This is a genomic window from Myroides sp. LJL116, from assembly GCF_054871685.1.
This window is the reverse complement of record NZ_JBTXLR010000019.1, coordinates 1-21,186: the sequence shown is the minus strand read 5'-3', so window position 1 is coordinate 21,186 and position 21,186 is coordinate 1. Positions and strand designations below refer to the sequence as shown.

Here is a 21,186-nt window from a genome sequence, read left to right as displayed (position 1 = left end):
AATAAGAAGATAACACTTATTAGTACCAGGTATACTCTTTTTAATAGATAGATGTTTTTAATGTTTTCCCACATATATACTTAGTGATTAACGGGGGATTTCCACCGAATCCATAATCATTGTAATTACCTCTTTCGAAGTTAAGCCTTCCATTTCCTTATCTGGGTTAAGTACCACTCTATGGGTTAAGACAGGGTAGATAACCATTTTGATATCCTCTGGAGTTACAAAATCTCTTCCTTGAATGGCAGCATAAGCCTTACTTGTTTGTAATATAGCGATAGATGCCCTTGGAGAAGCTCCTAAATAAAGTAAAGCATTATCTCTAGTACTACTCACTATTTTAGCTATGTACTCTATAAGATGCTCATCAATATGTACTTTTTTAATAAGGTCTTGATAATGCAAAAGTTCTTCCGAGGTTAAAACAGGTTTAACCAGCGTTAACTTATTTGTATTGGTAAAGGAATGCTCTCTTTGTAAAAGCTCTATTTCATTTTCTAAAGAAGGATAATCAATGTTTATCTTAAATAGGAAACGGTCTAATTGAGCCTCAGGTAGGGGGTAGGTACCCTCTTGTTCAATAGGGTTTTGAGTGGCAATTACAATAAAAGGTCCCTTTAAAGGATAGGAATGCGAATCGATAGTGATTTGCTTTTCTTCCATGGCTTCAAATAAAGCAGACTGGGTTTTAGCTGGGGCTCTATTAATCTCGTCAATTAAGACCATATTGGAAAAAAGAGGTCCTTTTTTAAACTCAAAGCTATTGCGTTCTAGGTTATAGATGGATACTCCTAAAATATCCGATGGCATTAAATCAGGAGTAAACTGTATTCTTTTAAATTCAATTTCAGTACTTTGAGCCAAAAGTTTAGCCATAAGTGTTTTGGCAACTCCCGGGGCTCCTTCTAAAAGTAGGTGACCAGAGGCCAAAAGGCAAACTAAGATTTGATCCATAACATGTTCTTGTCCAATAATTACTTTTTGTAATTCTTGTCTAATTAAATCCATGCTTTGTTTTAATGGCTGTAAATCTAAGCGTGTTTGAAATTCTAGGTGTTGGTTATTCAAAGGTTCTTGGTCCATATTCTAGTTGATTTTAAAGCATTATTTTTTGACTTAATTTATAAAGTTTAATCAAGTTTTGTTTGTTAGGTGTAATATTGTTATGCCTTATTTCTAGGGCAAAGTGTACAAAATTGCTGATATCTTCTTTACTCTTATTGGACTTTATATGCAATTGATCTATAAAGTCTTGGTTTAAAGTATGAGTGGGGATACTATAGCGCTGTTTTATTTTCTCTAATGTGAAAAAGAGGCTTTTATCCATTAAGGACCCATAGTCTTTATTTTGTAGATAAAGCCCAGAGAGGGTTTGTAAAAAAGCTACACTTTGGTTCTCTACCATGGGTATACGCGCAATAACGCGCTGTTTTCTTTTGGCATTAAATACCATAAAGACAATCAAGGTGAAAAGAAGGGTTTGCCATGCCCACTTTAAAGAGGGATGGAAAAAGATAAAACGCATTAAAGAGGTGGATACCGGCTTTTGTTCTTTAGCTGTAATAGGGGTATCATCCAAAAAATAGGTTTTCTCTGAAGGTAAATAAGATAAGACACTTTGGGCGTAAAGGTGATTATTACTATGTAAAAGAGCGTAGTTGGTAAAAGCTACAGGATCGGTAGATAGCAATAGTGTTCCCTTGCCAATGTTTATTCTGACAAAGTTAATGTCTGTGTTTCCATAATTTGTTTTATAGCCTAATACCCATGTTTTTCCCCTTGCAGTATCTGGAATATCAAAGGCATAGTGGGTAAGCTCTTGATAAGAGAACTGCTGACTATGTAAATGTTTATTAGTCAGTTGTAATTTTTTATTATCTGGATTGTCAATTGTGAATTGATCAACTAATTTTATTTGTAAGGTGTCTAAAAACCCCGGAGGGAAATACGCATTTATAAGTAGAGCAGTATTACCTTTTTCTACATAAGAAAGAAGGTTTTCATTTACCGAATTATTCCAATCCATACTATACCCAATATACAGTAAGTTAGAAACAGAGGTAGAAACAGAGGTAGAATCAAGGCTCTGTTGCTCTAAAAAATGGCTAAGGGATTCCTTGACTTTAACAATGGAATCTTGCTCTAATAAATTGGGTAATTCTTGATTAAGGATATAAAGCCCATAAGGAATTTTATCCGATGAGCTATAAGTGGAAGTCCAATCCACTGGCGGTCTTTGGCTTTGTTTTGTTAGAACTATAAAGATAGTTACTATAAAAACTCCTAAAACAAGTTGTTGGATTAATTTACGCATAGTCATTGGTTTTTAATAGGGTTAAAAAGCAATGCTCTGCCTTGTCAAATTGGGCTTTATCGATAGAATGTTGTCCATACCAAATGTTGTCATATAGATAACATGCATAGGTGAATTCTTGTTGTAATTTTGGGTTTTTAATTTCTTTTTGATAATCTTTATTGGTCTTTTGCTTGTCCCACACAACATGGTTGTTTTTCTCTAAATGCTGTAAAAGCCATAGGTAATATAAGCGGATTGCCAGGGTATAGTTTTGCCCTTGCACACTCTTTTGAACCAACTGTTGGAAATTAGTAGCTTCTAGATTGTCTTGTATCTTTTGTAAATCTACCTGAAAGTTTTTAGAAGATTTTTTAAATAACCAATAAATGTCTTTTTGTCGGATTGCCTTATAGACATAGTACCCCAATAAAATAAGGGCTACAACACCTAGGACTTTCAATACATCAATCAACCAATAAAAAGTAGCAGAGTTAACTTCAGGCGGCTTAAAGAAAGAGGATAAAAAACGATCAATCGACTTTTTTATTTTACTCCATGTAGATGGGGTTTGCTCTGCATAATTAAACAAAGGGTCTCTTTGGTATTTTGGTTTAAAATTTGCTTGAAATTTTTTAGACACTAAGGCGGAATCCACTTCCTTTTTTAAAGGTAATACATTGACTTTTTTTATAGGTAAAGCTATAATGGAGCTTTGATTTGGGTCAAGTGTATCGGGTATTACCACCTGTAGAGTATCATTTGATACAGCTATAGGTGGTAATACAAAGGCTTTACATTGAAGGGAAAATCCAATTAAAAGCACATATAAATAGAAGCTAAAATGGTTTGTCTTGTTCTCCAATGGATTCAATTAGATTATCAATATTTGTGTTATCTCTTCTTTCTTGTTCGCTAAAAAACACAATTCCTTGGTTGACCATAAAAACTAGGTAAACTAAATAGGAGAATAAAGAGGTAATAATTCCTAGAATAACAGTGATTATTTGGGTCGGTAAACTCGGGTCATAGGGCTGTGGGTTTTCTAATCCTTGTAAGATAGATCCAAAGGTTATAAACTGCAAGATACTAGCTGGAATAGAAATTAAAATTGTAGAAAGCAATAAGATAATACATGCATTACCTAAAATAGCCCCAAAATTGGCCTTTAGCATTCTATAACTTACTCCATAGGAAGCGAAGAAGTCATTTCTATTTAGCATATAGTCATAAAAAGCCAAAGTGAAGAAACTCGCCATAGTAGGGAAAAATAGTATCAATAAAGGAATACCTATAAGAATAATACTCAAGGCTCCAAAAATACCAACAGCAATCATACTTATAGGAATAAGTAAAAAGGCACTAAAGAAAAGAAAACCAAAGGCTCTAAATCCGTTTTTTCTTACTAAAGTTTTATATTCTGATGCTTTATCTCTCTTATTTTGACCATATAGATTTAAAAAGTACATGGGGTAAATAAAAGTAATAATACTAATAATAGTTGTTAGGATAAAGATGATAAAAAGCGTCAATGCATTTATAGGGGAGAAAAATTCCTCGGAATCAAATTCTCCTGCATTAAGCTGGTTAATAAACTCATAGGAAGAGGAGGAAAGTATTTGATTTAAACCAATAGCTATAATAAGTAATAAACCGCAAAGTTTTAAATAATCCATTAAAAACGACTTTCCTTGTGCTTTGAAAAGGTCGATAGTGTCTTGCAAATAAGTACCAAAATCTTTGGGTTGACGTAAGTTAATCATTTTGAATTGTGTTGGTTAGTATACTTTTAAAGGTTGTTGTTGTCTTTTGTTTACCTTATATGGAAAGATAAAGAAATAATAAACGATACTAGTGAAGGTGAGTAGTAGAATACTGTAGTTAAGTATATTGGGCATTTCTTTGGAATACCTGGTTATAAAACCTTCAATAAAGGCAGCCACGATAGTAAATGGAACTGTGGCAAGGAAGATTTTTAAGGCATTTTTAAAACCTATTTGAAAGCTTTGTACCCTAGAATAGGTCTTGGGAAATAATATACTTCCTCCTAGAATAAATCCTGCACAAGCCTCTATGACCATACTTATTATTTCTAAGAAACCATGTAACCAAATTCCTTTAAAACTCTCCCAAAAAGAATTTTGGGCAATAAAAAAATATTGAAACGACCCAATCATTATGCCATTGTGTAATAAAAAAAGTAGGGTACCACCCCCGGCAAATATACCATAGAGGAAAAATCGCACTCCTACATAGAGATTATTTGCGGCTATAATAGTAAAACTCGACCAAGTCCCTCCTGATTTATAAATAGCCATAGGATCATCACTAGCTATATTTTCCAGCGTTCTATTTACATATTCATCTCCTAAAACTAGGCGTACAAAATTTGGGTCATAATAACTGGAAATTACCCCTATAAATACTGTGGCTAAAAACAAAGCCAAACTAAAAAATAAATAGGAGCGATACTGGTATAATAAAAGGGGCACTTCTTGTAAAAAGAAATGCTCTATTACATTGTGTTTTGCTCGTTTCCTTTTATAGATTTTTTGGTAAGTTTGTGCACACAGGGCATTTAAATATTGTGTAACTTTACTGTGTGGGTAAAAAGTTTGGGCATACCCTAGGTCATTGAGTAATGAAATATACATACTAGATAAATCATCCGCGGATAAAGGGCGATAAGACTTAAGCATATCTTCATACTTTTGCCACTGCTCTCTATTTTTTTTTATAAAAGAAACCTCTCTCATTGGGATAATTTAACACTTGATTCATGGCTAATTTAAGAATTAATACAACACAAAACATCATTATTTCTTTTAATAATGCTTCCTTAGGTAAACGCATTTTTGCATTCTTTCTGGATTTATTGTTTATGGTGCTTTATTTTCTTCTTATTTTCATTCTTTGGACGAATTTATTCAGAAACTACACTATTTCTGATAATTTTATGACCATGGCCATTGGGGTGATTATTTTCTTACCTATTATAATGTATAGTTTTATTTTTGAACTCCTATTACAAGGATGCACACCTGGTAAGAAGGTATTAGGATTAAGAGTTATTAAAATAGATGGTAGTCAAGCAAGTGCTTCTGATTATTTTATCCGATGGGTCATGCGTTTAATAGATATTTGGTCCTTTAGTGGTATTATAGGCATACTAAGTATTGTATTTAGTTCTAAAAACCAGCGTTTAGGGGATATCTTATCGCATTGTGGGGTAATCAACCAACTTGCATTTAAAAGAGGATTGCAACAATCTATCTACCAAGAAGTGGAAGATACATATAAACCTGTATATTTACAGGTTGTTAGCCTTAGCGACAAAGACATGGCTATCATTGTAAGGGCTTATCACAATTATCTTAGAACTAAGGATGTTAGCCTATTAGATAGATTGACTAAAAAGGTTACAACTACTTTGGGCATTGAGCCAAAAGAGAAAAGTAATCAAGATTTTTTAGCCACTATTATCAAAGATTACAACTTTTTAACGGCTAGGATTTAATTATTTACGGTATATATTTTTAGATGACTTTTTTTCACATTTTTGATTTATTAGGGACTTTAGCTTTTGCCATCTCCGGAGCACTAGCTGGAAGAGAAAGAAAATTAGATTTATTTGGGATGAGTATTTTGGCTTTCGCCACAGCTATTGGTGGAGGAACTATACGAGATATGATGATAGGAATCACCCCAGTGATGTGGTTAAGGGACATGAGTTACTTTAGTGTAGTTTTATTAGGTGTTGCCATGGCAATTGTGTTTTACCAGCGTTTTAATGTACTGCGTTATTCCTTATTTTTATTTGATACCATTGGTATTGCTGTATTTACTTTAATTGGTATTGAAAGAGGTTTAGAAGTGGGACTACACCCTGTGATATGTGTTTCTTTAGGAACCATCACTGCTTGCTTTGGTGGAGTAATAAGGGATACTTTAGCAAATCAAATACCTATTATTTTCAAAAAAGAAATTTACGCTACTGCTTGTATTATGGGTGGGGCAATGTATTTCGGTCTACTTCACTTTAATATTGGAAGAGATTTATTGTACATAGGTACGGCTTGTTTTATTATATTGATCCGAGTGCTGGCTGTTCGTTACAAATGGAGCCTACCTTTTGCTCACGATTAGTACTAGTGTTGTAAAGAACAAAAAAAGATATACTTCTTAAGACAAGAGTGAACTTAAAAAGTATATCTATTTAAACTTCCTTATTTAAGGAAGCAGATCATTATCTCTGATTCGATTATTGAATGTTTGTATGTAAGCCTTTAAAAAGTCTTCCATCTGTTTTGCCTTTTGAGGTAATTCCTTTTGGAGATTCTTACTAAGCGTAGGGTCCTTTTTAAAGTTATACAGACCAAGGGTCTTTTCGCCATTAAAAGCTAAATAATAATCCCCTTTGATGTAATTGTAAATATTATCTAGATAATTGACCACAAAATCTTGGTCAGATCGATAACTTTTTCCAAAAGTAAATACTTTAGTATCTATCTGTAAATAATCTATAATACTCGGTAATATATCTATTTGTTGAAAGTTTTTAGACTCTTTTTTAATTGGAATTGTAGGGTCAAAAGGAGCATAAAACAGAATAGGAATTCTGAATTTACCTACATTGTTTTTAAACTCCTCTTCTTGAGGTTCAGAGGAAGTATGATCCGCTGTAATAATAAATAGAGTGTCTTTGAACCAACTTTTTGTTTGTGCTTGTTTAAAGAACTGTTCCAAGGCATAATCTGCATAAGCAACTGATTCGTGAATCTTGGCGGTTCCCTTTGGAAACTTACCTTTGTATCTATCTGGTATAGTATAAGGATTATGGGATGAAATGGTAAATAAAGTGGCAAAGAAAGGGGTGGGAAACTCATCTATTTTTTCAGAAGAGAAATGTAAGAACTCTTCGTCAAATATCCCCCAAGTTCCATCGTATGCTTCTGGACCAACATATTGATCCTTTCCATAATATTCTTTGAATTCAGCAATATTAGAGTAGCGATCAAAATTTTGACTACCATTATGGGCACCGTGAAAAAAAGCAGTATGGTAACCTTGGTCGTTTAATATTTTAGGTATAGTATTTACTGTGTTTAAGGAGTAACTAGAGGAAATATAGGTGGTATTCATTAAGCTTGGGATACTTGAAATGGTAGAAGGGATAGCATCTATGGATACTTTACCATTAGCAAAACCATTTTCAAAGTAATAGCTTTGTTTAGTTAAGCTGTCTATAAAGGGGGTTAATCCTCTAAAGAGTACCTCGCGTCCAAAGCTCTCTACAATTAATAGAACCACGTTCTTTTTATTAATAGAGTCATATTTAAATTCTACCATAGGACAGAAAACTTGTTGCACTTCTTCAGGGGAGTAAAAGTTAATTTCTTCTAGGTTTTCACTTTTTCCAAATGTCTTTATAACAGAATAGGGAGTATTGGTGACAACAGCACAGTTTTTAATATTTCCATAAATTGCTGCATCTACCAATCTCAATGGGCTTTTTTGTACCCCGCCTCTGCCCAGAATAACTAAAAGGCCAATAGTAAGTAGGAAAAATAAGGTGTTAAGTATAGTGACATTCTTTTTTGTTACCTTAAAGCTTATTCGGCGATATAAGGTAAAGCTTATTAAAATAGTGAAAAGCATAAACAATGGAATCCACCAAAACTCTATTGTAAAATTCTTTAATAACCCAGAGATTTCTTGTTCCATTCCCTTGGCAGTAATGTAATCATATGAACTACGTCTTCCAATAAATTTAAAATACTCATAGTCTACAAAGTTCAAACAAAGGAAAAATGTATTTACTAAGTAAAAACTATAGAATAGAAACCTCTGGTATCCTTTTCTAAGTTGGAAGGCGCCAGGTATTAAGCTCAAAAATGCAAAGATGATATTGATATAACCTAAAGTCGCTAAATCAAAACGGATTCCTCCTAAGATGTTTTTCCATTCTAATGGTGCTAATAACGAACTATTAGACAAGTAAAAACCAAATCTATTCACTTGATAAAATAGAAAGAAAAGAAAAAATCTCTTAAAGAAAATAAGGAATTGCTCCGGATTAAATTTAGTCATAATAAAAAGTGAAATTAATCGAAGATGATTAATGTTATAGTATAGGGTTATGTTTTAGTAATCGTTAAATATAATGATAAAATAACAATTAATTAATATTGTTTATGAGTATATAGTATTCGATGGGAGATTTACATGAACTTTATATGTGGTTATTTTTTATTAAATTATTATTAAAATTAATTTATAAAGTTTAATAAAAAGAGATTTTTATAGTGGTGTTAATGCTGTTTTATTATTCTAAAGAGAGTATGCATACAGATACTTCCTAGCCTTTTATCTTTTGCTGTAGCTAAGGAAACTCTATTATTTTGGTTGTTTTGAAGTATTCTGATAGGTAATGAGTCAATTAGTATTTAACTCTATAATGCATCGTTAAACTAGGGTTACAAAAAAACGCCCTTCTATTAATAGAAGGGCAGATGCGCAAGTAAGGGGTATAATATTTGTTTATTGCCCACAAGGGTTCTTGTATATAACCTAAATAACAATAAGGTAAGATGGACTTTTCAGGGTACTTAAAAAGGTTGTTGTTTTTACTTTTGTGATGTATATGGTTTTAGGGCTGTTGTACTTGTTTATTGTATTGGCCCTTTAGGCAAAGAAAAACAAGGCGAAAAGAGAGCTTGGTAGAGATTTGATAAAAATGTATTTAGTGTCTTGCTGTTTTTTACGGACAGGGCTAAAATAAAAAATGCAAGATGTAGAGCGTATAAAGCGCTAAACCTTGCATTGTATTTTTATCTTTTAATAAAAAGGTATTTATTAAAAAGCTTTAAAGTCTTTAGTAACTATAGTGGTAATTATTTTTTAAATAACTTTTTGATCCATTCTTTCCTATTATTGCCATCTTTCCAAGAACCTGAAAAGCGGTGAATAGCATAAGTGTCTGCTTCTACTTTACATTCTTGGGTATATACATTTATAGGGCTAAAGTAATAAGTAGGGTAAACTGTTATACCACCACTTAGGTGTTGTATTTTGTTTTCTAATTTTAAGCCTTTTTGTAGTAAGGTTTTAGTAGTTGTAATTGTATTAGGTGTAGTGTAATACTTTTTATAAGGATGAAACTTTCTGTAGAAAGATTTACCTTTATAAAAGTCTAACAGCTCTTGGGTTAATGGGTGGTTTTTAACAGCACCAATTAATGCAGTACACACTAATTTATCGGACTCAAAACCGATAAAAAAGTCATGTTTCAAAAAGTCATCTAAATTCTTAAGTACCTCTACATCTGTATCCATGTATACTCCACCATACTCTTGTAAGGCATGTAATCTACATACATCAGAAACAAAGGCGAACTTTCTTTCACCATAGGCTTGTTTGGCAAAAGGATAAGCATCTATATCAAAATTATCTTCATTCCATACCATTAACTGATAATCGGGTAAATTGGCTGTAAAAGAGGCTAAACATTCTTTTACTAAAGGCGTATATTGTCCTTTACCAAACCAACATATATGAATTATTTTAGGAATCATAAATAAAAGTGTTTTACCCTATTAAAGGTGGTGAATTAAGCTTGCCTATATTTTTTAAAAAAGGCTTTGAGCAAATTTAAAATTAAGTTATATAAAGTATAAGCCAATAGCTATGGTTAGCTAGGTGTATTAATTAGGGGGTGTAAATAAAAAATCCACCATAGACAGTGGGCGGATTTTTTTACTTTGGCCCTAAATACCAATTATTTTTTGTTTTTAGCTTGTCTTTGTAAGGCAATGAGTTTGGTGTATTTCATAAAAGAGAAAAAGGCTTGTATACCTGCGATGGCTAAACCGTCAATTCCATTAAATACTCCACCTTTAAAGAAGTAACATCTTACAAAGGCAACTGTACCATTTAACACCGGTTTAAAGCTACTCACTCTTTTACCTGCATCAAATAATTCTTGAGCATTATGGCTAGAGTATTGGTTTTTCTTAGCAATGATTTGCTCATAACCGCTCCAACCATAGTGTAAAATATGTACATTTACTTTCTTCTTTTTAGAAGTTACAATGTACTGATGAGCCATATCATTGGAAGGTTTAGCTGTCTTTTTATTAAAGAAACGGACCTTTGAATCTGGATACCATCCGGAGAAGTCAATTAACTTGTCTCCCATAAAGTTTTTCACTCTAAAGCTGTAAGCATCATAAAGGTCCGTTTCAAAAAAGGAACCTTTTTGAATAAATTCTAAGGCATCTTTATCTAAGTACTCATCTGCATCTAAGTTTAGAATCCAGTCCCATTTACAGAACTGTAAGCCATAAGTACGTTGAGGACCATCTCCTAAATAAGCTTGTTTATATACTTTAGCTCCTTTTTCTTGGGCTATTTCCACGGTCTTGTCTGAACTGTTGGAATCTATAACAATTACTTCATCACATACTAGTAAAAGTTCTTCTACGCATCTACCTATGTTCTTTTGTTCATTATAGGTTATAATTAGTCCGCTTATTTTCATATGAAAGAGAGATTACTCTATATTTATTTTTTATTCTTATTCGTATTTTATAAAAAACAACTCTAAAGAATTTGTTTTTTATATGGAATCTTTGCAAAAATACAATAAAATAGGAAACAGGCTTAACAACTTTGGTGTTTTACTTAGAAATTATATAGCTTTAATTGGCTTTATTCTAAAAACGGGGCACTAAAGAAAATACTGTTCTTAGTTTAGCCCATACTTTAAATTACCGGGTTGTTCTCTTGTCTTTTTCGGTTTATCTTTTTGTCTAGTATTACAATACCCTTTTGCAGCAATAAACTATTGGGATAGGATATTCTTTCTTTCTCCGAAGAGAGTAGAATGGTACAAAAGGCTTGAATATCTATTATGGTACCTTCCACAGGGAAATCTTTGTCTTGTATCTTAATATCATCTCCAATCCTAAAGGGGAAACTAAAGAAAAGCAAGATACCTGCAGTAATATTACTCAGTAGGGACCACTGTGCAAACATTGCCACACCAATAACGGTAAATACAGAGGTTAATGCCACAAGGGCTTTATCGGGCTGTACTCCCCAAATAGTAAGGATAACAACTACTAATACAATAGCAAGTAGTAGATTAAATAAACGAACTACTGTTTTTACCCTTCTATCTCTTCTTTGCTCTTTGGTAGAGAATTTCTTTATCAATAGAGCAATGAACTTTTTAATAGGATAATAAAGTACAATAGCAACTAGGGTAACTATAATTTCGGTGGTATATAAGCTAAACATAAAAGAAAATCTATTTAATAAAATTGATTAATTCTTGAACTAATTCATAGGTAGGTAATCCAACAATATTGGGGTAGGAACCTTTGATTTCTTTGATTCCCACAAGACCTATCCATTCTTGTATTCCATAAGCACCTGCTTTGTCATATGGTTTATACTGATCGATATAATAATGGATTTGCTCATCGCTAAGATCTGCAAAAACAACATTAGTTATGCAGTTAAAAACACGTGTTTTCTCTAAACTTCTTAAAACAACCGAAGTAATTACCTGGTGCTCCTTATTACACATGCTTTTTATAATGTCAAAAGCCTCTTGCTTATCCTTTGGCTTTCCCAGGGATTTGCCCTCTAGCCAAACCGTAGTATCACTGGTGATTAGGATCTCTTTTGGATCTAAGATTTCAATGGCATTGCTTTTTGCAAGTGCAATATAATCGGTGATTTGTGCTCCTTGTAAATCAAGGGGATAACTCTCATCAGTATCCGATGCTCTTACAGTAAAATCAAGACCTAATTCACCTAGATAAGCCTTTCTTCTAGGTGAATTAGATCCAAGTACTATTTTATAATCTTTGAATAGTTGATTTAGCATATATTTAGTCTACTTGTGCATTAAAATGTTGGAACCACTTTTTTTGTGTTTTCATCACTTGTTCGATTACATCTCTTGCTGCTCCTTTTCCTCCAGGAACATGAGAAATATACTTGGCTACAGATTTGATTTCCGGAGCTGCATCCACAGGACATACTGGAAGAGCTACCTCTTTCATTACGTGGTAATCTGGAATATCATCTCCCATATATAAGATGTTCTCAGGTGCAATGTTATAAATGTCGATAAACTCCTTAAAGGTGTCTACTTTATTGGCTACTCCCATGTAAATATCAGTAACTCCTAAGTTTCTAAGTCTTTGTTTTACTCCATCGTTACTTCCTCCAGAGATAACACAAACGGTGTATCCATTGTCAATAGCTGCTTTAATAGCATAACCATCGCGTATATTCATTTGTCTTAGAAGTTGACCATCTTGGGTAACATGTACACCGCCGTCGGTTAAAACACCATCTACATCAAAGATGAAAGTAGTGATGTCGTTCATTAGTTCTTTAAAGTGTTTAGACATTATTGTTCTATTATTGATTTTGTTATTAATTGATAGATTTGTTTTTGCAAAGGGTTTTCTAATAAAGATTCCTGTGTAGCAAGGGTTTGTTTATCGCCTCTTATGGCTGGTCCGGTTTGGGCCAATTTAGGATCTAAGTCCTGTACTTTTTGGGCTGTCTCTAATATTAGAGGTTTAAGTATCTCAAAGGGAATATCCTTTTTATCCAAGATTGACTTAGCAATACTATAAAGGTGATTGGTGAAGTTATTTGCAAATACAGCTCCAAGGTGTATGCTTTTTCGTTGCTCAGAAGAAATTGCATATACCCTTTGACTAAAGATTAAAGCTAATTTTTCGATTAATTGAAAATCCTTTTGATCACTAGCCTCTAGGCAAAAAGGGATTGCACCAAAGTCTACTTGTTTGTCTACAGAGAAAGATTGCAGCATATAAAATACTCCTTTTCTATTGGTGTTTTGTATTACATCCATGGCAGCGCTACCACTTGTATGCACTATAAAAGGATTGTCTAAGCTAAATTCACTTGTTACTTTTGCTATAGCATCATCACTAACAGCCACGATAAAAACATCAGCCATTTGCAAATCTGCTACATTGCAGACAATTTTGTCCTTTGATATAAGATCACTCACTTTTTCGGGATTTCTTGCGTATATTTGTTTAATACAAACATCGTCTTTTTCTAAGATGGTAGAAATCAAGTGGTGAGCTACTTTTCCAGCTCCTAATATACTTACTGTAATCATAAGGCTAAGATACTAATTTGGGTATAGATTATTGGACTATAAAATTAATAAAAATTACAATGAAAAACGATATAAAAGACCTACAAGACATTAAAAACCTAGTAGACACTTTCTATGGGAAGGTTCAAAAGGATCCTTTAATTGGGCCTATTTTTGAAAGTAGATTACAAGGACATTGGCCAGAGCATTTACAAAAGATGTATAGCTTTTGGCAAACGGTTTTACTAGAGGATTATACCTATAGTGGAAGGCCTTTTCCACCACATGCTTCTTTGGATGTAGACCAAAGTCATTTTGATCAGTGGCTGTTTCTTTTTAGACAAACTTTGGATGAGTTATTTCAAGGAGAGGTTGCCCAAGAAGCAAAATGGAGATCCGAGCAAATGGCAAAAATGTTTGTCAGCAAAATCAATTACTTCAAACAGGCAAATCAAAAGCCAAAACAATAAAGTGAATTGACTTTAGTATAAAAAAAAACCAAGAATTTCTATATAGAGATTCTTGGTTTTTTTATACGTTATATTCTGTACCACTTAGTGATTATGGTGTAATTTATGTTCTAGGTTTTTATCAAAGATATTGACAAAGGCTTCTTTAATGGTACCATCTTGGTTTAATATCATGGTACGTTGGATTTTAGTAATAATCCATTTATCCTTCATTTCTTTGAAGTCTGTACTTCTAAGTTCTAATAAATCAGGATGGTTATAGGATTTTATGAAATTTTGCCATTCTTTATCCTCTCCATCTATACATACAGAGATAACCTGTAAGTTATCATTGCGCGTTAGCATATCTAAAGCTTTTCTATGGGCAGCTTCTGCGTGGGCAAGACTGTTTTTACTCCAAACAAAAAGTAGAGTAGGCCTTGTGATTACTTTATGGATATTTACCGTCTCTCCTTGTGGATTCACAAGTGCAACATCAGGTAATTTGTTTTCGTATTTAAGATTTTGAACAGCCTTTTGAATTTGAATAATTTCTTTGTGCTGACTACTATCGGTGGATAGTTCAAAATATCTCTCTAAGAACTTATCGTTATTATTTAGATTTTGGTCTTCTAATAAATAGATATAGGTGATATTATCTAAAATGGTATTTCGAACTTTCTCATTGCCAATTAAGGTATCTACAATATTTAGCTTTTCAATATTGTTATCTAGCTTTGCTTGTGGATTGAAATCAATTTCTGATTCATCTAAGATAGAACTTAACATAATAGATAAATAGCGCGTATAAGAAGAGTATTGGATTAAGTTTTCATTGTTGTAATCCACCTTTTTTCTAAAGCTATAGTAATCTAGAGGAAGTTCCCCTTTGATATTATGGCCTGTACGAATAAAATGGGCCATAGGATAAATTTCCTTTTGAGAATAAAAGTGTAGGTCTAATTTTGTTTTAGCATACAGATCAAAATCTGGATTCCATCCAATAATAGCTTTACTCTTTAAGTAGTAGGTAGTTCTAGCGGCGTGAGTGGAGTCTACTTTTTTGATAAAAGCATCTACAGGTAGATCGTAATTTTCATAACGAGTTGTCTCATCCACTAGATTTCGAACGGTAAGATTCATCAAAAAGTTGTTTTTCTCTGAACCTCTTCCTGTGAAAATAATAGAATGGTCAAAATCACGTGTATTAAGACGTAAGGTCAAACTATCATTTTTATCGAAAAACACGTATTGGTATTCTGGTGTATGTCTATAGATATACATACCAGGTGTTAAAGAATCGAATTTTTTGAAAAATTGGTTGTTCTTGTCCAAGTAAATGGTGTCTAAGACATCATTATCTTTGCAAAAAAGGATATATTCAGCATTAGGATTGATTACTTCTCCCTGAATATATGCCGTATAATCATCGGGCTCGAATTTCTTTTGACAAGAGCAAACAAGTAAGATAAAAGGCAATAAAGCCAGCAAGAAAAAATTTCCTGTATTTTTAATATTCATTTTATAAAAGCCTAAGAATTGTACAAGAGGTTTGTACTCCCTCAAGCAAATGTAAGTTTAAGTAGTTGTTTTTGTCGTTAATAAGCTGTTAAAATACAATTTGACTTACTATGAAGGTACTTTAAGGTGTTTATTAATTTAAAAATGATTAATTTTGCAGTCAATATAAATCAATATATAGAAAATGTTAACAGTTTCAAATCTGTCAGTTCAATTCGGTAAACGAATTTTATTTGATGAAGTTAATGTAACCTTTACCCAAGGGAACTGCTATGGTATTATCGGAGCCAACGGTGCTGGTAAATCTACTTTTTTAAAAATACTTTCAGGAGAAATTGATCCTACTTCTGGACATGTATCTTTAGAACCAGGAAAGCGTATGTCTGTTCTAAACCAAAATCACAATATGTTCGACGAATTTACAGTGCTTGAAACTGTAATGATGGGAAACAAGGATTTATATGCCATTAAAACAGAAATGGATGCTCTTTACTTAGACTATACGGATGAGAATGCCGATAGAATTGGTGAGCTTCAAATTCGTTTTGACGAAATGGACGGATGGAACGCAGAGAGTGGGGCAGCTACTCTTTTATCTAACTTAGGTATTAATGAAGAATTCCATTACACGCCAATGGCAGAGATGGATGCTAAATTAAAAGTACGTGTACTTTTAGCTCAAGCTTTATTCGGTAATCCAGATGTACTGATTATGGATGAGCCTACCAACGACTTGGACTTTGAGACAATTGGTTGGTTAGAGAACTTCCTTGCACATTATGAAAACACGGTACTTGTGGTATCTCACGACCGTCACTTCTTAGATGCAGTTTGTACACATGTATCGGATATCGATTTTGGTAAAATTAACCACTACTCTGGTAACTATACTTTCTGGTATGAATCAAGTCAATTAGCAGCTAAACAAAAAGCGCAACAAAATAAGAAAGCGGAAGAGAAAAAAGCAGAATTAGAAGAATTTATTCGTCGATTCAGTGCTAACGTTGCTAAGAGTAAGCAAGCGACTTCTCGTAAGAAAATGATCGATAAATTAAACTTAGGGGATATTAAACCATCTTCTAGACGTTATCCAGCGATTATCTTTGATCAAGAGCGTGAAGCAGGAGATCAAATCTTAAATATCGAAGGATTAGCAGCATCTATCGATGGAGAGCTTTTATTTAAGAACGTAGATTTAAACGTAGCTAAAGGAGATAAAATTGTAGTTATTTCTAAAGACTCTCGTGCAACTACTGCATTTTATGAAATTCTTAATGGAAACAGACCAGCTGATGCAGGAAAATTTGACTGGGGTGTAACAACACTACAATCTTATTTACCAGCTGACAATAGTGATTTCTTCCAAAATGACTTAACTCTTGTAGATTGGTTACGCCAATGGGCTAAAACCGAAGAAGAAAGAGATGAGGTTTATGTACGAGGATTCTTAGGGAAAATGATTTTCTCTGGAGAGGAAGCTTTAAAAACAGGAAGAGTATTATCGGGAGGAGAGAAAGTACGTTGTATGTTATCTCGTATGATGATGCTTAGAGCTAACGTTTTAATGTTAGACGAGCCTACTAACCACTTGGACTTAGAGTCGATTACTGCATTTAATAACTCTTTGAAAAACTTCAAAGGGACTATTTTATTCACTACTCATGACCACGAGTTCGCTCAAACAGTAGGAACGCGTATCTTAGAATTAACACCAAATGGAGTTATTGATAGATATATGACATTTGACGATTACTTAAGTGATCCTAAAATCAAAGAACTAAGAGAGAAGATGTATTCTTAATTTTAGTTTATACTTTATAGATAAAGCCGCTTCTCTTTTGAGTTAGCGGCTTTTTTCATCTATTGCTCTAGGCTGTGGTAATCACTAAATCCATTTTAAAAAAAGATTTTACCATTAAAATAGCATCCTAAGGTTTTACATAAGGGATTGGATTGCGTTTGAATAATTTTGAAAAACAAACAGACTTAAAGGGGAGAGGTAAAATGCCATGTTATCTTTTTGTGAAAAATATATTTAATTACAAGGAATTATTATCTTTGAGTCCATGGAGTTACTAGATTTTATTTTTCACATTGATAAATACCTACATGTGTTTATCGCCGATTACGGCCCTTGGATTTATGCCATTTTATTTGCTATTATTTTTGTTGAAACAGGCTTTGTTGTAATGCCTTTTTTACCAGGAGATTCTCTATTATTTGCTATGGGAATGCTTATTGCTCAAAGTGATCAGTTAAGTATTAGCCTAGCTATAGGTCTTTTAATTATAGCGGCTATCTCAGGGGATTCCTTGAATTATTACATAGGGCAGAAGGTGGGTATGCGATTAACTAATGTTCGCATATTTAATAAACAAGTGGTTACTCAAGCAGCTATTGATAAAACCCATTCTTTCTATGATAAATATGGTTCTCGCACCATTGTTATAGCTCGTTTTATTCCAATTGTAAGGACTTTAGCACCTTTTGTGGCTGGAGTAGGTAAGATGAGGTATTCGGTGTTTATGACCTATAATGTAATTGGTGGAGTAGTGTGGATTACCAGTCTTAGTTTAGCTGGGTATTTCTTAGGTAACTTGCAATTTGTAAAAGATAACTTCTCCAAGATTGCCATGTTAATTATCGTGGTTTCTGTTTTGCCAATTGTGTTTGAATTTTTAAAAGCAAAATTTAAAAAGGCGTAAAGCTCTCAAGAGTAAAAAAAGTATACATTAAAAAATAATCGAATTACACTATAAAAATAAAATCTCCAAAAGCCGTAGGCTCTTGGGGATTTTATCTTTAAGTAATTTATAATTGTATTTAGTGATAGGGTATTGCCTAACAAATGTAGTAATCATTTGTTACACTAATGAGGTTGTTTTCTCACTCCTAATCTATCAAATAAAGCACAAGCAGACTAGTAGCTACTATTATCCTGCGGCTATTTAATACATTAATACATGTTTTATTTTGAAGTAAACTTACAGCTTATTTGCTGCTATATCCTTTCAATTGGACTTTATACTAATTTCTTTTCGATATAATCGGAGTTCATACTACGCAGTATACCCATATAATCCATTTTAAAGGCGATAAAGTCCCCAACTTTAATATTATTAGGGTTATCTTTAAGATCAATGACAATCATGTCACTACTTGCTCCTACGACTTCTATACAGGGGTCTACAGTTGTAATATGATCTGGTTCTATATCCAAGAGCCCCATGTCGATTATTGCTCTATAGTTAATACTACTTTGCCATTTGGGATCTAATTCAGGTTTCTCTCCGTTCATATTGAGTCCCATTTCTCCTTGTGGCATCATTGGCTTTTCTGTGAGTTCAATAATTTGGGCATGTAAAGTAAAGACGTGTTGTTGCATCTTTTCAAAATCCGAATTATCATATGCATTGGTTCCCATAAATAGGGATTCGCCAATTCGAAAATGATTTATGCTCTTGGGAAGGGTTTGGTCGTGAATCAGTGGAATAGTTACCGAGGCTCCTCCGGATAAGTAGTCAATTTTTTTATTGAATTTTAATTCGATTAATTGTTTGTATAAAGACAGTTGAATGAGTTTGTCTTTATTGGGTAATACCCCATACATACAAGTAAGATTGGTTCCAAGGCCAACTATTTTTATATTGGGGAGTAAAAATACCTCTTGATAAAAGTCAAGTAGTTCTTCGGTCAGAACCCCTTCCCTTAGCTCACCTAACTCGACCATAATTACAATTTTATGGATTTTGTTTTGGCGTTTGGCTTCTTGAGATAATAAGGAAATGGTTTGTAATTCTGTATTGAAGCTTATATCTGCAAAGGTTACTATTTCTTCTATACTAGATTTAGGAACTGGCTTAATGTAGATGGTTTCTACTTTTGGATTGAGCTCCTTAATCATTTTTAAATTTGAAACCCTAGAGTCACAGATTTGCTTAGGATTTAGCTCTAGAAGCTGTTTTAAAAATAATTCATTTCCACACAGAAGCTTACTAACCACTGACCAACCAATATTGTGAGATTGAAATAATTGGTCTAGATAAGAAAAGTTGTACTTTAATTTATCGGTATTTAAAGTTATATAGGCCATGATTATTTGGTTAAGCGCATTTCTAAATACTTATTTTCAAAACCAAGTTTCTCATAAAGGGCTTTTGCAGGGTTATCTGAATCTACATGTAAGGCAATAGATCCTTTAGCTAAAGAAATAGCTTCTTTCATAAGTTGTTTACCAATGCCTTGTCCTCTAAAGCTAGAGCAAGTAGCGATGTAAACTAGGATATTCTCTGGAATAAAGTCATGCATAAGGGTGTGTAAGACTACGGTTATTCCAACGATTTGCTGTTCTTGTGTTTTTGCAATTAGAATAAAACCTCCTGGAGTGTTATTATAGCCTAATGCAAATTCAATAGCTTTTAATATGGCTGGTTGAGAGTCACCATATTGTTGTAAATTTTTAAAAAGGAATGCAACATAAGAGTCGATTTCCTTGGTACTGGGGAGTTGTTCTGGCGATTTTTTTTCTATACTTATATTCATGATAAAAAATTAATGCCGCTAACGCAAATAATAAAGACCTTTTAAAAAAAGCTTCGAATGATTTTGTTTTTTTAGGACTACGATCTTGTTTTTTATAGTCCAACAAAGAAAAAAAGGAAATAAGTAATGCTTTACGTGAAGCAGCTTATTGATAAATGTGAAACGTAAAGGTAAAAAAAAGAATCCAAATACCATTTAAAATACGCTTTTTTTCTTGGTAAAGTAGGTCTTAAACTAAGAAGTGAAAATTAGGAAGCTGGCGTTTTACTTACTGAAAAGTATTGTTTATTCATTTTAAAAAAGTGCTTCTTGTATCGCCAGAATATAGAAAAGGAAAAGATAATTATTTTTTTCTAACACGAGATATTCGCTAAAAGTACTATCTTTTTTTTATAATTCAATGAACAAATGCCGTTTACCTTTCTCTATAGGGACTATCTAGAATCACTATGTACTTTTGGCTGAATTTTCATTAGAATTTTCTTTTATAAATTCAATCTGAGAAAGCCTAGTTGAAATAATTTATATCTTTCTCGGTTGTCATGCTTGAAATAAACTTTAGAATGAAGTTCTTGGATATTTAACGATATTAGGTGCGCCGATTAAACTAAACAGATTCCTTTGAACAGATATATTAAATACTTTATAAGTTTATGAATAATTGACTATATTTGAAAGTAGTTTTTGGTACTTTTTTGTATACTTCCCGTTACTTGCAATTATAAAATAATACATTTATATAGATATGACAACAAAAGATTCTTTGGAAATTATTTATTGGATAATAAGTTTAGGGATTTTAAGTTTTACTGTTTATTGGATAGCTATAAGTCCTCTTAAAGCTGTCCAAATTGGTAGAAAGCTTGACAATGAACAAAATAAATACAATGCAAAACTTGAACTTTTCTTGACTCTATTCTCTTTAAGAGGAAATCCGACAAGTTATGAATTTGTGAATGGTTTAAATCAAATAGATATCGTATTTCAAGATAATGATAGAGTATTAATTGCATGGGAGAAATTATATGGATCCCTTGATAATCCTGGACAAAATAATGCTTTACAAACTTGGGATTTACTTCGGACCGAATTATTATGTAATCGGTAAATAAGAATACACAATTTTTGGCAATTAGAAATGCAGCATTTTTGGCAACAAGACTGCACAACTTTTGCAAGAATAATTACATAGTTCATCTTTTGGGGCTTACGCCCCAAAAGAA

The 21,186-nt window shown here is 32.9% G+C and carries 21 protein-coding genes; 6 read left to right on the top strand and 15 right to left on the bottom strand.

The window, feature by feature from the left end; all coding sequences use genetic code 11:
* Positions 1-87 precede the first annotated feature (87 nt).
* From ACYSNM_RS12185 to ACYSNM_RS12165, 5 genes are read right to left on the bottom strand one after another with little or no spacing between them, the layout of a single operon-like run.
* Positions 88-1,086, bottom strand: coding sequence for an AAA family ATPase (locus tag ACYSNM_RS12185; RefSeq protein ID WP_461757160.1), 999 nt, complete (start codon positions 1,084-1,086; stop codon positions 88-90).
* A 13-nt stretch (positions 1,087-1,099) separates the two neighbouring features.
* Positions 1,100-2,317, bottom strand: coding sequence for a DUF4350 domain-containing protein (locus tag ACYSNM_RS12180; RefSeq protein ID WP_461757159.1), 1,218 nt, complete (start codon positions 2,315-2,317; stop codon positions 1,100-1,102).
* A complete protein-coding gene (locus ACYSNM_RS12175) occupies positions 2,310-3,161 on the bottom strand; it encodes a DUF4129 domain-containing protein (protein WP_461757158.1) in 852 nt (283 codons plus the stop codon). Before ACYSNM_RS12175 ends, ACYSNM_RS12180 begins: the two co-directional genes overlap by 8 nt.
* Positions 3,136-4,059, bottom strand: coding sequence for a hypothetical protein (locus tag ACYSNM_RS12170; protein WP_461757157.1), 924 nt, complete (start codon positions 4,057-4,059; stop codon positions 3,136-3,138). The genes ACYSNM_RS12175 and ACYSNM_RS12170 overlap by 26 nt, the downstream gene beginning before the upstream one ends.
* 15 nt (positions 4,060-4,074) lie before the next feature.
* Entirely contained in the window at positions 4,075-5,052 is a 978-nt protein-coding gene (locus ACYSNM_RS12165) for a stage II sporulation protein M (protein WP_461757156.1), read from the bottom strand.
* A gap of 23 nt (positions 5,053-5,075) precedes the next feature.
* Here ACYSNM_RS12165 and ACYSNM_RS12160 point away from each other — a divergent pair, with 23 nt between their 5' ends.
* Both ACYSNM_RS12160 and ACYSNM_RS12155 read left to right on the top strand, forming a co-directional pair.
* Positions 5,076-5,813 carry an RDD family protein gene (locus tag ACYSNM_RS12160; protein WP_461757155.1) on the top strand — a complete coding sequence of 246 codons (738 nt, stop codon included), beginning with the start codon at positions 5,076-5,078 and terminating at the stop codon, positions 5,811-5,813.
* A 23-nt stretch (positions 5,814-5,836) separates the two neighbouring features.
* Positions 5,837-6,442 carry a trimeric intracellular cation channel family protein gene (locus ACYSNM_RS12155; RefSeq protein WP_461757154.1) on the top strand — a complete coding sequence of 202 codons (606 nt, stop codon included), beginning with the start codon at positions 5,837-5,839 and terminating at the stop codon, positions 6,440-6,442.
* An 84-nt stretch (positions 6,443-6,526) separates the two neighbouring features.
* On the opposite strand, the gene ACYSNM_RS12150 is transcribed toward ACYSNM_RS12155, so the two are convergent.
* The 7 genes from ACYSNM_RS12150 to ACYSNM_RS12120 all read right to left on the bottom strand — a co-directional run bounded on the left by ACYSNM_RS12150 (position 6,527) and on the right by ACYSNM_RS12120 (position 13,472).
* Positions 6,527-8,386 (bottom strand): LTA synthase family protein, encoded by a 1,860-nt coding sequence (locus ACYSNM_RS12150; protein WP_461757153.1) that lies wholly within the window; start codon positions 8,384-8,386, stop codon positions 6,527-6,529.
* Between the two features lie 803 nt (positions 8,387-9,189).
* Entirely contained in the window at positions 9,190-9,870 is a 681-nt protein-coding gene (locus ACYSNM_RS12145; RefSeq protein WP_461757152.1) for a glycosyltransferase family 32 protein, read from the bottom strand.
* Positions 9,871-10,073: 203 nt separating this feature from the next.
* The gene (locus ACYSNM_RS12140) at positions 10,074-10,835 is read right to left on the bottom strand and encodes a glycosyltransferase family 2 protein (protein WP_461757151.1); all 762 of its coding nucleotides are present in this window, start codon (positions 10,833-10,835) and stop codon (positions 10,074-10,076) included.
* Positions 10,836-11,059: 224 nt separating this feature from the next.
* Positions 11,060-11,596: a mechanosensitive ion channel domain-containing protein gene (locus ACYSNM_RS12135; RefSeq protein ID WP_461757150.1), complete on the bottom strand. Its 537-nt coding sequence runs from the start codon at positions 11,594-11,596 to the stop codon at positions 11,060-11,062.
* Positions 11,597-11,606: 10 nt separating this feature from the next.
* Positions 11,607-12,191, bottom strand: a complete 585-nt coding sequence (locus ACYSNM_RS12130) for a Maf family nucleotide pyrophosphatase (protein WP_461757149.1) — start codon at positions 12,189-12,191, stop codon at positions 11,607-11,609.
* 4 nt (positions 12,192-12,195) lie between these two features.
* Positions 12,196-12,723 (bottom strand): KdsC family phosphatase, encoded by a 528-nt coding sequence (locus ACYSNM_RS12125; RefSeq protein WP_461752809.1) that lies wholly within the window; start codon positions 12,721-12,723, stop codon positions 12,196-12,198.
* Complete coding sequence (locus ACYSNM_RS12120) at positions 12,723-13,472, bottom strand: Rossmann-like and DUF2520 domain-containing protein (RefSeq protein ID WP_461757148.1); 750 nt, start codon at positions 13,470-13,472, stop codon at positions 12,723-12,725. The genes ACYSNM_RS12125 and ACYSNM_RS12120 overlap by 1 nt, the downstream gene beginning before the upstream one ends.
* A 59-nt stretch (positions 13,473-13,531) precedes the next feature.
* Here ACYSNM_RS12120 and ACYSNM_RS12115 point away from each other — a divergent pair, with 59 nt between their 5' ends.
* Complete coding sequence (locus ACYSNM_RS12115) at positions 13,532-13,921, top strand: group III truncated hemoglobin (RefSeq protein WP_461757147.1); 390 nt, start codon at positions 13,532-13,534, stop codon at positions 13,919-13,921.
* Positions 13,922-14,005: 84 nt separating this feature from the next.
* Here the strand turns inward: ACYSNM_RS12115 and ACYSNM_RS12110 are convergent, their stop codons facing one another.
* Positions 14,006-15,421, bottom strand: a complete 1,416-nt coding sequence (locus ACYSNM_RS12110; RefSeq protein WP_461757146.1) for a TlpA family protein disulfide reductase — start codon at positions 15,419-15,421, stop codon at positions 14,006-14,008.
* 184 nt (positions 15,422-15,605) lie between these two features.
* Here ACYSNM_RS12110 and ACYSNM_RS12105 point away from each other — a divergent pair, with 184 nt between their 5' ends.
* Positions 15,606-17,222 carry an ABC-F family ATP-binding cassette domain-containing protein gene (locus ACYSNM_RS12105; RefSeq protein WP_461757145.1) on the top strand — a complete coding sequence of 539 codons (1,617 nt, stop codon included), beginning with the start codon at positions 15,606-15,608 and terminating at the stop codon, positions 17,220-17,222.
* 265 nt (positions 17,223-17,487) lie between these two features.
* Complete coding sequence (locus ACYSNM_RS12100) at positions 17,488-18,126, top strand: VTT domain-containing protein (RefSeq protein ID WP_461757144.1); 639 nt, start codon at positions 17,488-17,490, stop codon at positions 18,124-18,126.
* A gap of 317 nt (positions 18,127-18,443) precedes the next feature.
* Here ACYSNM_RS12100 and ACYSNM_RS12095 read toward each other — a convergent pair whose 3' ends face one another.
* A complete protein-coding gene (locus ACYSNM_RS12095; protein ID WP_461757143.1) occupies positions 18,444-19,514 on the bottom strand; it encodes an alanine racemase in 1,071 nt (356 codons plus the stop codon).
* A gap of 2 nt (positions 19,515-19,516) precedes the next feature.
* The gene (locus ACYSNM_RS12090) at positions 19,517-19,963 is read right to left on the bottom strand and encodes a GNAT family N-acetyltransferase (RefSeq protein WP_461757142.1); all 447 of its coding nucleotides are present in this window, start codon (positions 19,961-19,963) and stop codon (positions 19,517-19,519) included.
* Between the two features lie 745 nt (positions 19,964-20,708).
* Between ACYSNM_RS12090 and ACYSNM_RS12085 the strand changes: the two genes are divergently transcribed.
* A complete protein-coding gene (locus ACYSNM_RS12085; protein WP_461757141.1) occupies positions 20,709-21,071 on the top strand; it encodes a DUF6680 family protein in 363 nt (120 codons plus the stop codon).
* Positions 21,072-21,186 lie beyond the last annotated feature (115 nt).